Here is a 14,167-nt window from a genome sequence, read left to right as displayed (position 1 = left end):
ACATGGGGGGAGGGTACGGCTGCGGCTTTGCCGGAGTCGAATTATTTTCCGCCCTTTCGCATTTCGGGCAATATCGACGATTGGGTGGTTGGGGCCAGGAGTTGGTCGAGCATCGATCGGGCGGTGCTTATGCGGTCGATATCGGCGGTCATGCGTTGGCGTTCGTGTAGGAGGCGGTCTCGGCAGGTGGCCAGTAGTGGGGTTTCGCCCGAGGCGCAGGCGAGGATGTCGGCGATGAGGTCCATGCCGAGGCCGGCCGCGAGGAGGGTTTGGATGTGGGAGACGGTGTGGATGGCGGTGTCGTCGAAAACCCGGTAGCCGCTGGGGGTTCGGAGGGGTTTCAGCGCGCCCTTCTCCTCGTAGTAGCGCAGGGCGCGCACGCTGGCGCCGGTTCGGTTCGACAGTTCACCGATCTGCATGCCGTCTCCCGCGCGTCGCCGGACTTGACCCTCACGTTGACGTGAGACTTTAGCGTACCGGCATGGTTGTGCCAGCAGTGTTGATGTTCTGCGTATTCGGCGTCACGACGGGCGAATTCGTCGTGGCGGGGATCCTGCCCGAGGTGGCGGGCGATCTTGACGTTCCGGTCGGCGGCGCGGGGCTGTTGGTCACCGCCTACGCCGCGGGGATGATCATCGGTGGTCCGGTGCTCACCGCGGTGACCGCGACGGTGAATCGCAAGCGCCTGATGCTGATCCTGCTCATGTTTGCCGGGACCGGAAATCTGGTGTCGGCGTGCGCGCCCGGGTTTGCTTGGCTGCTTGCCGCACGGGTTACCACCGCCCTGGTGACGTCGACCTTCTTCGCGCAAGCGGTCGTGGTGGCGGTCCGCTCGGGGCCGCCGGAGCGAGCCGCCACCACGGTGGCCAGGCTGGCGTTCGGCATGAATCTGGCCATGATTCTGGGCGCGCCGGTCGGTACCGCGATCGGTCATCAGTGGGGTTGGCGGGCCACCTTCGCGACTGTGGGAGTCACCTGCTTGATCGGCGCGGCATTGGTCGGGCTGCTGATCACCGCGCCGAGCGAGGACCCGCGACGGTCGGCGCTCGCCGAGCTGCAGGTGCTCATCCGCCGCCCGGTGGTGTCGGCCTTGGCGACCACCGCGATCGGCAATGTCGGCGTGCTGATGGTGTTCGTCTACCTAGCACCGCTGCTCACCGATCTGGCCGGGCATCCAGAGCACAGATTGCCGATCCTGTTGCTCGGCTACGGGATCGGCGCCACCCTCGGCAACCTCGTGGGCGGCACGCTCTATGACAGGAATCCTCGCTTCTGGCAACCGGCCCTGCTCGCCCTGCTGGCCGCCACCCTCGCCGTCACCTGGTTCCTGGCCCGCACCGCGATTCCGACGGCCGTGGCGGTGATCGCCATCGGCGCACTGGGATTCGCCATCGTTCCCGGCATGCAGGCCAGGGTCATTCACGCCGCGGCGGACGCACCGACCCTGGCCATGGCCGCGAGCGCGTCCGCCTACCAGATCGCCGCGGCCTGCGCGGGCCTGATCGGCGGGTACATCGCGGACTCCGGCACCGGACCCCGCCCGATCTATCTCGTGGCCGCCGCCCTCACCGGCGGCGGCGTCCTACTCACCCTCCTCGGCTCTCGCCCGCAACCCGCCGACGTGCGAGGTCGGGGCGCAGTCGACATCGACACCCTTCAATGAGCCCGGATTCCCAGTTCGGCTACGGCACTGGTGCATTCGATCGAGTGCCCCACCATCACCGCCCGGAAGGGACCGCCGACCGTACCGAGCAGACTGCGGAGGTTGCTATGGCCGGTAATCGCGCACGTAGATCGTGTCCACTCCCAGGGCGCCGACTCTCGTTGCCCCGCCCGGATGTCCGAGTGCCGATGGTCGTCCCGGCAGTGGGTCGCTGAAGAAGCGGGCGTTCTCGAGGATGAACTGCTCTTGTCCCGCGGGGACGTCGTCCTCGTAATAGATGGCTTCGACCGGGCAAACCGGTTCGCAGGCGCCGCAATCGGTGCATTCGTCGGGGTTGATGTAGGCCATCCGGTCGCCTACGAAGATGCAGTCCATGGGGCATTCCTCGATGCAGGCTTTGTCCAGGACATCGACGCAGGCGGCGCCGATCACGAACGTCACGATGTGCTCCTCTACAGTTGCCGGCCCGCGTGATGCGGATGTCCTCGATCCTGAAGTCCGCCCACGTCGGTGTGTAGTGATCAAATGCCGATCACGTCATAAGGTGTCCTTTTGACCTTGCCGCCGGGAACGCCGGATTTGGAGGTGCTCGATCTGCTCGTCTCGGTCGCGGAGCTGGGCAGTCTCGGTGCGGCCGCTCGCCGGCACGGCATGAGCCAGCCCGCCGCCAGCATGCGGATCAGTGCGTTGGAGCGGCGGCTGAATCTGCGGCTACTGGACCGCGGGCGCAGCGGTTCGATGCTGACCGATGCCGGGCACACCGTGGTCGACCTCGGCCGGCCGGTGCTGTCGGCCGCGCTGGCGTTGACCGACGGCATCACGGCACTGCACCGTGAGGCGGCGGCCCGGCCTGCGCGTGATGGCCTCGACAACCATTGCCGACCAACGCATTCCGCATTGGCTGACGGCACTGCGGAAAATCCACCCGGACCTGACCGTGGTCCTGGATGTGGCCAACTCCGGGCAGGTGGCCGCGGCCGTCGGCGACCGTGAGGCCGGGCTCGGATTCGTCGAAGGCCCCCACCCGCCACCGGGATTGGGCAGTCGAGTCCTCGCCGCCGACGAACTCGTGGTGGTCGTCGCGCCCACCCATCCGTGGACCACCCGACGCCGCGCCCTGACCCCGCGCGAACTCTCCGACACCCCGCTGCTGTGGCGCGAGAAGGGTTCCGGCACCCGCGACACCGTCTGGGAAGCCCTCGCCATTCACGGCACCCCCGCCCAGCCCGCCGCCGAACTCGGCTCGGCCGCAGCCATTCTCGCCACCGTCCGTGGCGGCGCGGCCCCCGCCGTGGTCAGCCGCCTGATCGTCGCGCACGAACTACGCGCCGGCACCCTCCGCGAGGTCCGCCTGGCCGACTCCCTCATCCTGACCAGAAAATTCCGCGCCATCTGGCACCGCCGCACACCCCCCAACGGCCCCGCCGCGGACCTGCTCGAACTAGCCACCCGCATCGAATCGGCCCGCATGCGCCCGAGGTAGGCGACCGTCGTTCGATGCCCGATTCGAATCTCCGTGCGGGCGTTCGCACCAGGCTGCCCACGATGTTTCGAGTCGGCGCCTCTGCGCAATCATCGTGCGGTAAGCGAATTTTCGATCGCCGACACAATTTCCTGCGGTTGGTACAGCGAGACTATTCGCGTCAATGGAGATCGGGCCAGGCCCGTCGCGTCCGGATAACGAATTCTGTTGTGGGCGTGCGCGATGGAGTCCGCCAAGCGTCCCGAGCCGGCGAGGACGATGAGCACCCGACCGGCCGAGAGGCTTCTGCGCGCGTCGTCCCGAGTGATCAACCCGCCGTTGATCAGCAGAGTCGCCGACGGCGAACCCTCCGCGATGATGGTTGCGGTCGCGGACAACCATGGCGACTCGTCTCCCCACAACCTGCCCGGAACCAGAATCAGGTGACTGTGATGCGGTTCCGGTAGTGCGCCCGCGCGCCGGTCACGATCGCCCGTGCCCGTTACGGTCACGGTTCCCTCGGCGGCGATGCCGACGAGCGGAAACGACGCCCCGGTTCGAGCGTGAGCGCGACCGATCACCCGCATGATCCCGGCGTCGGTTCCGCCGTCGACGATCGCGCCGCCGAGCCGTTCCACCATCGGTATCAACGATTTCACGAACAGGTCGCACAGAATCGGCTTCAACCGCGGGTCCATCCTCGACGCTCCGCCGATCAGCACCAGCACCGGACGGTTCCTCGCGATGCCCGCGCTCCGCACCGCCTGCACCAAACCGGCCATCGTGTCCGCGTACAGAATTCGGGGCGTCATCCTCCCCGAGGATGTGCCAGTGCACCGCGTCGAGGGACAGGCCTTTCGAGTGGGTGGCGGGGCTGTTCGATGCCATCAACCGATGGTCCACCGGAAACCGCCCGCCGCGTTCATCGTTCGGAAAAGTGTGCGACCCGGGCGGTGATGAGGGCGGCCAATTCCACGGGACGTTCCTCCGGGATCCAGTGGGAGGCGTCGAGGGATTCGTGGGTGAACGGGGCCAGGACGTATCGTGCTGTCAGCGTGTCGTTCTTCGGGTGCATGAAGAGGTCTCGGGTGCTGGAGACGTGAGTGGTCGGGACGGTGACCTTTCCGAACGCGCGCCGGGGGTTGGCGATGAGCATGGCGCGGTACCAATTCAGGGAGTATTTCAAGGCTCCGGAGGCAACGATGTCGTGGAGGACCCGATCGAACTGCTCGGCGTCCATGCCCGACATCGCGAGTGCCCGTCGTCGCCGATCGGGATGGGCGGGAGCGTCGATGGCGCGAAACACCTTGGAAATCAACGACTCCGGCAACCAGGGAACCTGGAACAGCACCATGTAGAAGGTGCGGAAGAACTGGGTGGTGGTCAGCATGGTGCGCAGGAAGGCCATCGGATGCGGGACCGAGATCGAGGTCAGGGTGCGGACCAGGTCGGGGCGGGCGGCGGCGGTGGACCAGGCCACGGCGGAGCCCCAGTCGTGGCCGACGAGGTGGACCGCCTCACCCACGGCCTCGATCAGGGCGACCGTGTCGCCGACCAGGGCGCTCATCCGGTAGGCGTAGCGGCCACGCGGACGCGCACCCGGCGAATAGCCGCGCTGGGTGGGAGCTATTGTGCGGTAACCGTGTTCGTGGAGGTACGGGGTGAGCAGAGACCACTCCGACGCCGTTTGGGGCCAGCCGTGCAACAGCACGATCGGGGCGCCGTCGAGCGGTCCCTCATCGATCACGTCGAAGGTCAGTCCGGCATTGGTGAAGGTTGTCAGCCTCGCATCCATGATTCCCCCGTGGCAGCGCGTGCGACTCGTGTGGTGCAACGCTACGACAACTCATCAATTCCTAATAGTGCCGATCCCACGATGGAGTGATGACGAGACGAGTTCTGATGTTGGTCACGGCCGGATTAGCCACCACCGCAACGACACTGGCGTTGGCAGCACCCGCCTCCGCCAAGCCGGACCTGACCATCACGACCACCTCGAGCGCCATCACGGTACACACCACCGGACTGGATTCGAGCTATACCTGCACGCTGAAGGACATTTCGACGGGGAAGTCGGTGGACGGGCCGGTCGGCGCGGACGGCACCGCGACCCTGACGCTCACCCCGGCCCGGCGCGGCCAACACGCCATCAACGTCGAGTGCAGACGCCCCGACGGGATCAAGGTGGTGCTGGCCAACCATCGAACCGCCCCGGTACACGCCTGGTCCGCACCGAAATCCTTTTACTCACAAGGACTTTCGGCGCGACTCGACATACGCGCGCGCGGCGGCGACGAACGCGTGGGTCAACGGGTTCTGGTCGTCGGCGCGCCAGGCCAGGACCAGGGGACTGAGCGGGAGTCCGGTGAGCGGCACGTAGGAGACACCGGGGCGGGGGAAATAGAGTTCGGCACAGGCCGTCGTGAGACTGATGGCGCGACCGGCGGCGACGGTATGGAGTTCGTCGTCGAGGTTGCGGACCTCGATGCGGCGGGGCGGATCGGTGCCGGCGCGGGCCTCCGCTCCGTACCAGAAGTCGACCCACACCCGGTCGGAGCTGGCGCGGTAGATGACCGGATCGGCGAGAAGGTCGGCGACATCCACGGTTTCGCGGTCGGCGAACGGGTGGCTGGAGGGGAGAGCCGCCACGCGCGGGTCGACGCTCAGGGTGAGCAGCCGCAGGCCTCCGGTGTCCATCGGCGGTCGGATGAAGGAGAGCTGGACCTCGCGGCCGCGCAGACCCGCGGTGGGATCCGCCCAGTCGTAGCGGCAGAGCTCGACCTCGACGCCCGGGTGATCGGCCTGGAAGGCGTCCATGATGGCGGGGGTGGCCTCGCAGGCGGCGGCACCGAAATAGCCGACGCGAACCACGATGCCGTGGGCGGAGTTTCGGCATTCCCGCTCGGCCTCGTCGAGCAGCTGCAGGATGTCGCGGGCGCGGGCGGCGAAGTCGGCGCCCGCCGCGGTGAGGGTGACGGTACGGGTGGTGCGGTGGAAAAGGTTCACGCCCAGATGCCGTTCGACCGAGCGGATGCGCGCCGACAACGCCGGTTGAGACATGTGCAGCCGCTTGGCGGCGCAGGTGAAGCTGAGCAGGTCGGCCACCGCGACCACGTAGCGGAGGTGACGCAGCTCCAGATTCATAACGGCAGCGTACAGAATCCGAGCGTTTCGGTCTTTCCCTCACGCCCGCTCCCCCACCTACGGTCGAACTCGGCCCAGAAGGAGGAACAGTGCGCCGAGTAGATCCCGAAACCGCTGCCGTACAGGCGGTTTGTCCACCACCGCCGGCTACCCGGCACCGACTGCATCGCTGATGCCCTTTTCCGCCAGGCTCTTTTGTTTCACGGAATCAACCTTTATAGTTGATACATGGAAGCAAACAAAGAACAGGTATCGCAACTGGCCCGCAGCACCGCCCGATTCGCGGAAGCCATGCGGCAGGGCACTTCTCGCGCCTTCGACCCGGTTCGGGTGGGCGTGCTGCGGTGCGCGGTCGAGTCGGGACCGCTACGAGCCGGCGAGATCGCCGAATGCCTCGACGCACTGCCGTCCTCCATTACCCGCCACATACAGGCGCTCATCGACTCCGGTCTGGTCAGCACCTCCCCCGACCCGGCGGACCGGCGGGCGGTGCTCGTCGAGGCCACCGAGGCCGGGCGGGCGGAGCTGACGCAGTTCCTGGAGGTCGGCGATCAGGTGTTCGGCGAGGTCATCGCCGACTGGCCGGCCGAGGACGTCGAGACCCTGACCCGGCTGCTGGATCGCATGATCCAGGCCTGGGCCACCGCGGGAGCACATCAACAGCAACGGGCGAATCGCAAGCGCCCGGGCGGATTCGGCTGGAGCCGGATCTGAGCACAACGAGAGGACCGAACTTTCATGGCCACCAACGGCCCCCTGCACGTCATCATCGCCGGCGGCGGCATCGGCGGACTCGCACTCGCCAACGGACTGCACCGCGCGGGCGTGAGCGTCAGCGTCCATGAACGCGAATCCCAGCGCACCGACCGCCTCCAGGGCTTCCGCATCCACATCAACCCCAACGGCAGCAACGCCCTGGCCGAACTGCTCTCACCCCCGCTGTACGCCACCTTCACCGCCTGCGCGGGCCACGGTGGCAACGGATTCGGCTTCGTCACCGAACAATTGACCGAACTGCTGCAGATCGACCCCGACGAGGGCGAGGCCACCGCGAGCGGGCACTACGGCATCAGCCGCATCACCCTGCGGCAACTGCTACTGGCCGACCTCGACGGCGTCGTGCACTACGGCAGCATGTTAGAACGCTACGAACGCCTGCCCGACGGACGGATCCTGGCCCACTTCAGTGACGGCACCACCGAGATCGGTGACGTACTCGTCGGCGCGGACGGAGGTACCTCGCGCGTGCGGGCGCAGTTTCTGCCACACGCGAAGAGGATCGACACCGGGATCGTCACCATCGCAGGGAAATACGGCCTGACCCCGCAGTCCCGGGCAGAGCTGGACGCGCGGTTACTACGTAATCCGCTCAGCGTGATCCCGCCCAGCGGCTGCGGAATGTTCCTGGCGCCCCACGAATTCGACATCCCCGAGGGCGCCGAGCAGATCGTCGGAAACCAGGCCGGAATCCCGGCGGGCCTACTACTCGACAACACCCAGCCCTACGTGTTCTGGGCCTTCGCCGCCAAGCGCGAACGCTACGGCGCCGACCTCGAATCACTCTCGCCCGTGGCACTACACGACATGGCGGTGCGCATGACCACGGGCTGGGCACCCGAACTGCGCACACTGATCACCGAATCCGATCCCGAGACCGCCACCCTGCTGCCGATCAAAACCTCGGTACCGATCCGGGCCTGGGAAACCACCAACGTCACACTGCTCGGCGACGCCATCCACAGCATGACCCCCTTCGCGGGCATCGGCGCCAACACCGCCCTGCGCGACGCGCTCGGCCTGTGCCGCGCGATCACCGCCGCCGAACAACGCGAACGCGGCCTCATCGAAGCCCTGCACGCCTACGAAGCCGACATGATCGACTACGGATTCTCGGCGGTGAGCGCCTCACTGAACGCGGCCAACCAATCGGTGTCCGACAGCCGGTTCGCCCGCGGCGCGGGCAAACTCGCCCTCCGCACCATCAATGCCATTCCGGTCATGAAACGACTGATGGTCGCCGACTTGGGCGCCTAACTTAGGCGAAGCCACGGGCACAGCATAGGTGGGGGATGCAGGGGCAACGATCCGATACGGACCTGATGCGGACCTGATCGGATTCTGATGGGGACCTGATCGGATTCGTCGTCCGATCAGAATCGCATCGGTTTGGCCCGAAAATCGGTATCTACCTGCGCCTTCGGCGCCATCATCAAACCAGTTGGTAGATAAAGAATCTGGGAGTTCAGAGGGAGACCATAGAGAACCACAAAGCGGGACCACAAAATGAGGGACCACAAAGAGGGGCTTGGGTGCGAACCTTGCGTTGGTGGAACTGGGCGCGTCAGGATGTCCGCCGCCTACGGCAGCGTGTTCGCGCGTCAGGACGCGCTCAGTGCGGTGGTCAAGCGATCTGCCAGCGCCCAGCTACCAGGAGGACCACAAACAGAGGATCAGGCCCGCCGAGCTGTCAGCGCGGAGTATCGGCCGCCCAGTCGAGGGGCTGCGTCCGAACGTCGTTGATGGACAGGCTGACGCAACCGAAGTTCTCGGATCCGGCGCTCAGCAAGGAATGGAAGGTCTTGGCACGAGCATCGAGACAGTCAGGGTCGGCAGCGATCGCGACGGGGAACCGCCATGAGTCGACCAAGAGCGACTTCCATGTCTCGATCATCCGGTACTGGTCGAGCAGCGTAGCCGGGTCTTCGGCATCGGTGTCGGCGAGTAGGTCTAGCCACTGGGCAGCCGCGTGAGCTTCGGAATCGGCGTCGGGCCAAGGGGTTCGATGCAGGGACACCGCGGCTTCCCAGATCGGGTCGGCCGCCATTGCGAGTTCCCAGTCGAGGATCCAGACGCCGGCCTCGTTCAGCAGTAGGTTGTTCGGGTGCAGATCTGAGTGAACGAGCACGCATCGCCGCGTTGTCTGGGATGGGTCGGGACTCCAGAAGCGTTCGAGAGGCGGGACCTGGAGATCGCGTATGCGGGCTGCATGCACGGCAGGTAGTCCGGAGTACAACTTGCTCATGAATGTTGATATCCACTGCTGTTAGTTGTGTACGTCAGACGGTAGCGATGTCGGCGCGGGATGTTTCTGAAGTCGGCGAACCTGCTCAAGCAGCTCGGGTAACCATGAATCCAGGTCTGGCTGGACCGTTCGCGGCTGATCTCCAGGTAGATTCCCGGGTCCGACGTTGGACAGGGCGGAGATTTCGATCGCTGCGGACGTCCTTATTGGCGACGGTCGATTCGAAACGGTCCGGGAATGCTGTTCTGGTTTGTCGTCGGTTATTTCGGTTTCGTTGCATCGCTGGTGGCTTATTCGGCTCACATGACCTGGCTGCAAGCGCGCAGTAACGACGTCCATCGGTGGCTGGAAGACTCCTACCCACTGCCTGGCTCACAAACAGCAGGCAAAACCGAGATCACGGTGACACTCACCCCCACACCCGGCGCACCGCCCTGGACAGCCACGCAGTACTCGGCCGACTCACTGACGGGATAAGGCTTCACAACCGCGGTCACCTTCTCAGCACCATTTGACCAGACCGTACGGTCGGTATGAAATGACCGGGTGTCCACGCAGCTGCTACCGAGATCCACCGGATATCTCCTCCTCGTTGTCCTGCTGCTCTCGGTGCTCGCACACGATGCCGTGGCGGCGGCCGTGTGCGGTGCGATGCAAGCGGGGCTGCTCGTTGTAGCGCAGCGGTATCCGGCAGCGCGCGCTCAGGTCCTTGCGATGCAGATCGCGGCGACTTGGCTGCCGATCCTGGTGATCGGCGGTGCCGTCAGCACGGATTACTTGCTTGCCGCTACCGCCTTGTTCGCTACGCGCAGGCGATGGCGCTGGGTGGTCTTCGTTCTGATCGTTGTCATTTCCGGTGTTGTGCACGGTGCGTGGCAGCCGGTATGGCCGGGACCGGTGTACGTCGCACTGGGTACGGCCGCGTCCGGTTTGGTCCTGTACAGCCTGCTGCGGCTGCCCGAGCTCCTCGATCGGCTCTCGGACACCCGCTCGGAGCTGGCCCAGGCGACCCTGGTGCAGGAGCGCTTACTGATCGCCGACCGATTGCGCGCTGCACTGGGCGACCAGGTGGCTACAGTGCGAGACCTTCTGGCCGACGCCCGCCGAGAACTGACCACGCGACCCGACCAGGCACGCACGGCGGCCGACCAGGCAGCGTCCGCAACCCGCCGGACGATCCGGGCCGTCCGCGAAATCGCCACCGCCCAGCGCGATCTCGATGTACAGCCAGTGGACGGGGCGCCGATCGCACGGTTGGTTCCGCGGCTGACGATCCTCGCGATAGTGGTCGGCCTGTTCGGCTGGACAGCCAATCAGGCCATGGAGATGACCGATCACCGCCTGTCGATCGCGATCGGCGGAACGCTGCTTTCCTGTTTGTTCCTGGCCGGGCTGTATACGCCTCGTTACGCCCTGCCCCTGCTGACGGCGCAGGCCGTGATCACGCTGCTTCCCCTGCCGTGGTTCGGCGCCTACTGGTCGGCATGGCTGATCCTCCTGGCGACGGCAGTGTTACTGACACTGCGCGGGCCCTGGGCGGTAGCGGTGGTGATCGCGTTGTTCGCACTGCGAGCCACCTACACCAAACCGGGAGTCGCACCCATCGATCCGTCCCTGTGGCTGCTGCTGGCCCTGCAAGCGATGCTGGCCCTGTTCGGTCTAGCGCGGTTCTGGCAACTATCGCAGCAGCTGAACCGCTCCCGTGCCGAACTGGTGCGCAGCACACTGCATATCGAGCGGCTCCGCCTGGCTCGCGATATCCATGATCTGCTCGGTTTGACACTGTCGGTGCTCGCACTCAAAGCGGATCTGATCACCGGGCTGATCACCCGCGACCCGGAGCGGGCAGCGCGAGAGATCGACGAGGCCTCGCGGATAGCCGCAGACGCCCAGTCGGAAGCGCACGCACTGGTGGACGCGGACGCGGCGAAATCGCTGGGCCGTGAACTGGACTCGGCCAGAAAAACCCTCGCCGACACCGTCGCGATCGTCGAGCTCGGCTACGACGACGAACTCCCCGACCAGGCCGGTGCGGTCCTGGCCCCGGTGCTGCGCGAGGCGATCACCAACGTGCTGCGTCACAGTGCCGCCACCCGAGTCCGTATCGAATGCCGTCGCCGAAAAGACCATCTCCACCTCGATATTCGCAATGACGGTGCACGGCGCGCGAGTAGGCCCGGGGGACAAGGCATCGACAATATGCGAGCCCGCGTGCTCGGAGCGGGCGGCTCTTTCACCGCCGAAGTTTCGCGCGGTGATTTCCTGCTGAAAGCCCGCGTTCCCTGTTGAGAATGTGCATTTTGCACACCCGGACAGGCTGCATTACGCACATCCGATGGGTGCCGTCGGCACTACCTGCGAATGGCGTTGCCTGACAGGCTCTTTCCTGTCGAATACAACACCGCGAGACCCGTGCCACCGGGTACCGCCATTCAACGAGGGATATTCACCATGCCTGTGGTCAGGATTCACCACTACCGTGTCGCCGAGGATCAGCTCGAGGCCTTGCTCGCTCAGCGAGCCACTTTGATCGACGGAATCCGCAGAGCCAACCCCGGTTTGACCGAGACGCGGCTGACCCGGCTGGAGGACGGCAGCTACTCCGACACCTGGTGCTGGGACTCCGCCGAGCAGATGCTCGCCGCCATCGGCGCGTCACAGGGCTTCCCGTTGGTGGCAGCCACCATGGCGCTCACCACCGACGCCACGGCCCAAACCGGCGAAATCGTCGACGAGCGATAGACCCCACGACCAGGTGGGCAACGCACGTCACACGCGAGGGGTGTGTGTCGTCATCCCATCGAATCCGAACGAGAAAGCGCGAAAGAGGTAGCAAGCCATGAGCACACGAGTCGCCGTCGTCGGCGCCACCGGCCGATTGGGCAGCCACGTTGTCGAGGTACTGCGTGAACAGGGTCATGAGGTCGTCGAAATGTCCCGGACCCAGGGTGTGGATGTTGTCACCGGAGAGGGCCTGGCACAGGCTTTGACCGGTGTCGATATCGTCATCGACGCCGCCAGCACGCCGTCGCCGGACCAGACCGAGGCCACCGAATTCTTCACCGCCTCAGCACGCAATCTGCATGCCACCGCGCATACTGCTGGCGTCCAGCGCCTGGTTGTGGTCTCCATCATCGGAATCCACGCTGCCGCAGCGGGATACAACCTCGCCAAGCTAATGCACGAGCAGGAGGTGTTGGCAGGTCCGGTGCCCGTTGCCATCCTGCGGGCCGCCCAGTTCGACGAATTCGTCGAACTGCTGCTGCGGTGGAGCATCCGCGGTGACGTCGCCTACCTCCCGCGCATGCGCACTCAACTGGTCGCAGCCCGCACCGTGGCCGAAGAACTGGTCCGCCTGGCCTTCGACCCGAATGCCACAGCGGCCCTGCCCTTCCCCGAGGTGGCAGGACCTCGCGAGGAACGCCTCGCCGAGGCCGCCGCCCTGATCGCCGATCGTCTCGGACTCGACATCCGCATCGAGGAGATCAGCGACCCGGACAACCCGGATACGCCGCTGAACGAGGACGGTGGCCTGCTACCCAGCCCGCACGCACGTCTCGCAGGTCCCACCTTCGCCGAATGGGCCTCCGCCGCATACCCGTCCCGCACCGCCTGACACCACTCCCCAGGGGATGCCCGGCTCGCCACTGCTCCCGATCGCTATGGGACCCGATCGGCGAGCCTCGCGTAGCAACTCCGACTTCTACAGAAATGGAATTCTCATGAACATCGCCTACCACATCGTCGGAACCGTCGCGGCCCTGTGGGTCGGTTTCTCCGGCTACTCCTTGTTCGCACAGAAACAGTTCGTCGTCGATCCGCTCAAAGACTACGGGGTTCCGAGGTCGTGGTGGAACTGGCTTGCCACCGCCAAATCCCTTGGCGCGCTGGGATTGATCGTGGGATTCTTCATCCCCGCCATCGGCATCGCCGCAGCCGTGGGTGTCATCCTCTACTTCCTGGGAGCGGTCGCCACCACCATCCGTGCGCACTCCTACAAGACGACCATCTTCCCTGTGCTCTACATCGTCCCGGTGGCCGCGGCCCTGGCACTGCAACTCGCGAAGTGAGCACGGCCGCCGGTCCAGCGGCGGCCATAGTCTGACGAAATAGACTGGTAGATAACATTATTCGCTGTCGGCGGTGGGTGGGACCGCTATTTCGCCCTCCAGTTGATCGGCATCGTGCGACATCGTGGGTGCACGCCAGGCGAACCAGTCGGAAAAGCCCGCCACGAGTGTCGGTTCCCCGTCGACGTTCACCCGACCGGCGTGAATGGCAGCGTCGAGGATCGAAGTCCCGGCCACCAATCGGTGCAACTCGGCCAGATCGGCATTCACCCAGATGTCGACGTCATATCCGGGGTGTCGATCGCACGCGCTGGTCTCGCCGGGCGCGAGCACGAGCCACGCATGTTCGTCAACCGCGCTACGGAGAACGAACTCGACAACCACCCGCCGGGCAGGTAGGCGGTCTTGGCGCACGAACTGCCGCAGCCGCCAAAGCACCCACGCGCTGTCGAGTTGCTCTTCTTTGGGATCGCCGAAATACCAGCGACGTGCCCAGTCACCCAGTTGCCACACCAATGGCTCCAGTGCGGCCCCGGCAGGTGTGAGCTGGTACTCCGGCCGACCCTCGCTGTCGAGCGTGCGAACGACGAGACCGGTGACTTGCAGTCGCCGTAGCCTTCCTGACAGCAGGGTCCGGCTGATCCCGGGCATGCCGCGATGAAGGTCGTTGAACCGCCGCGACCCGAACAGCAACTCACGTACCAAGAGCAGCGTCCATCGATCACCGACCACCTCGACACCGGCCGACACCGGGCAGTATTCGATTCCTCGTCGCACGCGCACCCCAGTCCAATTCTTGTACCGCC

The 14,167-nt window shown here is 65.7% G+C and carries 15 protein-coding genes and 1 pseudogene; 9 read left to right on the top strand and 7 right to left on the bottom strand.

What is annotated here, in order from left to right; genetic code table 11:
• Positions 1-41 precede the first annotated feature (41 nt).
• On the bottom strand, positions 42-419 hold the full coding sequence (locus ABZ909_RS26995; protein WP_357004558.1) for a MerR family transcriptional regulator: 378 nt from the start codon (positions 417-419) through the stop codon (positions 42-44).
• Positions 420-481: 62 nt separating this feature from the next.
• Here ABZ909_RS26995 and ABZ909_RS26990 point away from each other — a divergent pair, with 62 nt between their 5' ends.
• On the top strand, positions 482-1,663 hold the full coding sequence (locus ABZ909_RS26990; protein WP_357004555.1) for an MFS transporter: 1,182 nt from the start codon (positions 482-484) through the stop codon (positions 1,661-1,663).
• Positions 1,664-1,768: 105 nt separating this feature from the next.
• Here ABZ909_RS26990 and fdxA read toward each other — a convergent pair whose 3' ends face one another.
• Positions 1,769-2,104, bottom strand: a complete 336-nt coding sequence (fdxA, locus tag ABZ909_RS26985; RefSeq protein ID WP_357004552.1) for a ferredoxin — start codon at positions 2,102-2,104, stop codon at positions 1,769-1,771.
• A 111-nt stretch (positions 2,105-2,215) separates the two neighbouring features.
• Here fdxA and ABZ909_RS26980 point away from each other — a divergent pair.
• Positions 2,216-3,146: pseudogene (locus ABZ909_RS26980) on the top strand (LysR family transcriptional regulator).
• Positions 3,147-3,235: 89 nt separating this feature from the next.
• Here ABZ909_RS26980 and ABZ909_RS26975 read toward each other — a convergent pair.
• From ABZ909_RS26975 to ABZ909_RS26965, 3 genes are all read right to left on the bottom strand, one after another.
• Entirely contained in the window at positions 3,236-3,937 is a 702-nt protein-coding gene (locus tag ABZ909_RS26975) for a hypothetical protein (protein ID WP_357004551.1), read from the bottom strand.
• 110 nt (positions 3,938-4,047) lie between these two features.
• The gene (locus ABZ909_RS26970) at positions 4,048-4,920 is read right to left on the bottom strand and encodes an alpha/beta fold hydrolase (RefSeq protein ID WP_357004549.1); all 873 of its coding nucleotides are present in this window, start codon (positions 4,918-4,920) and stop codon (positions 4,048-4,050) included.
• A 452-nt stretch (positions 4,921-5,372) separates the two neighbouring features.
• Positions 5,373-6,269, bottom strand: coding sequence for a LysR family transcriptional regulator (locus ABZ909_RS26965; protein ID WP_357004547.1), 897 nt, complete (start codon positions 6,267-6,269; stop codon positions 5,373-5,375).
• 228 nt (positions 6,270-6,497) lie between these two features.
• Between ABZ909_RS26965 and ABZ909_RS26960 the strand changes: the two genes are divergently transcribed.
• Together ABZ909_RS26960 and ABZ909_RS26955 are read left to right on the top strand one after the other, a co-directional pair.
• On the top strand, positions 6,498-6,983 hold the full coding sequence (locus tag ABZ909_RS26960; RefSeq protein ID WP_357004545.1) for a MarR family winged helix-turn-helix transcriptional regulator: 486 nt from the start codon (positions 6,498-6,500) through the stop codon (positions 6,981-6,983).
• A gap of 24 nt (positions 6,984-7,007) precedes the next feature.
• Complete coding sequence (locus ABZ909_RS26955; RefSeq protein ID WP_357004543.1) at positions 7,008-8,303, top strand: FAD-dependent monooxygenase; 1,296 nt, start codon at positions 7,008-7,010, stop codon at positions 8,301-8,303.
• A gap of 433 nt (positions 8,304-8,736) precedes the next feature.
• Here the strand turns inward: ABZ909_RS26955 and ABZ909_RS26950 are convergent, their stop codons facing one another.
• On the bottom strand, positions 8,737-9,291 hold the full coding sequence (locus ABZ909_RS26950) for a phosphotransferase (protein WP_357004540.1): 555 nt from the start codon (positions 9,289-9,291) through the stop codon (positions 8,737-8,739).
• 237 nt (positions 9,292-9,528) lie between these two features.
• On the opposite strand from ABZ909_RS26950, the gene ABZ909_RS26945 reads away from it, so the two are divergent.
• From ABZ909_RS26945 to ABZ909_RS26925, 5 genes are all read left to right on the top strand, one after another.
• The gene (locus ABZ909_RS26945; protein WP_357004780.1) at positions 9,529-9,768 is read left to right on the top strand and encodes a hypothetical protein; all 240 of its coding nucleotides are present in this window, start codon (positions 9,529-9,531) and stop codon (positions 9,766-9,768) included.
• 69 nt (positions 9,769-9,837) lie between these two features.
• Entirely contained in the window at positions 9,838-11,580 is a 1,743-nt protein-coding gene (locus ABZ909_RS26940; protein WP_357004537.1) for a histidine kinase, read from the top strand.
• Positions 11,581-11,742: 162 nt separating this feature from the next.
• A complete protein-coding gene (locus ABZ909_RS26935) occupies positions 11,743-12,033 on the top strand; it encodes a hypothetical protein (RefSeq protein ID WP_357004534.1) in 291 nt (96 codons plus the stop codon).
• Between the two features lie 97 nt (positions 12,034-12,130).
• Positions 12,131-12,907 (top strand): NAD(P)H-binding protein, encoded by a 777-nt coding sequence (locus tag ABZ909_RS26930; RefSeq protein WP_357004531.1) that lies wholly within the window; start codon positions 12,131-12,133, stop codon positions 12,905-12,907.
• 106 nt (positions 12,908-13,013) lie between these two features.
• Positions 13,014-13,361, top strand: a complete 348-nt coding sequence (locus ABZ909_RS26925) for a DoxX family protein (protein ID WP_357004528.1) — start codon at positions 13,014-13,016, stop codon at positions 13,359-13,361.
• Between the two features lie 57 nt (positions 13,362-13,418).
• Here the strand turns inward: ABZ909_RS26925 and ABZ909_RS26920 are convergent, their stop codons facing one another.
• A complete protein-coding gene (locus ABZ909_RS26920; protein ID WP_357004526.1) occupies positions 13,419-14,111 on the bottom strand; it encodes a winged helix-turn-helix transcriptional regulator in 693 nt (230 codons plus the stop codon).
• Positions 14,112-14,167: the final 56 nt, after the last annotated feature.

The organism is Nocardia sp. NPDC046763 (assembly GCF_040645495.1).
Classification (GTDB): domain Bacteria; phylum Actinomycetota; class Actinomycetes; order Mycobacteriales; family Mycobacteriaceae; genus Nocardia.
This window is presented reverse-complemented; position numbering and strand designations above follow the sequence as displayed.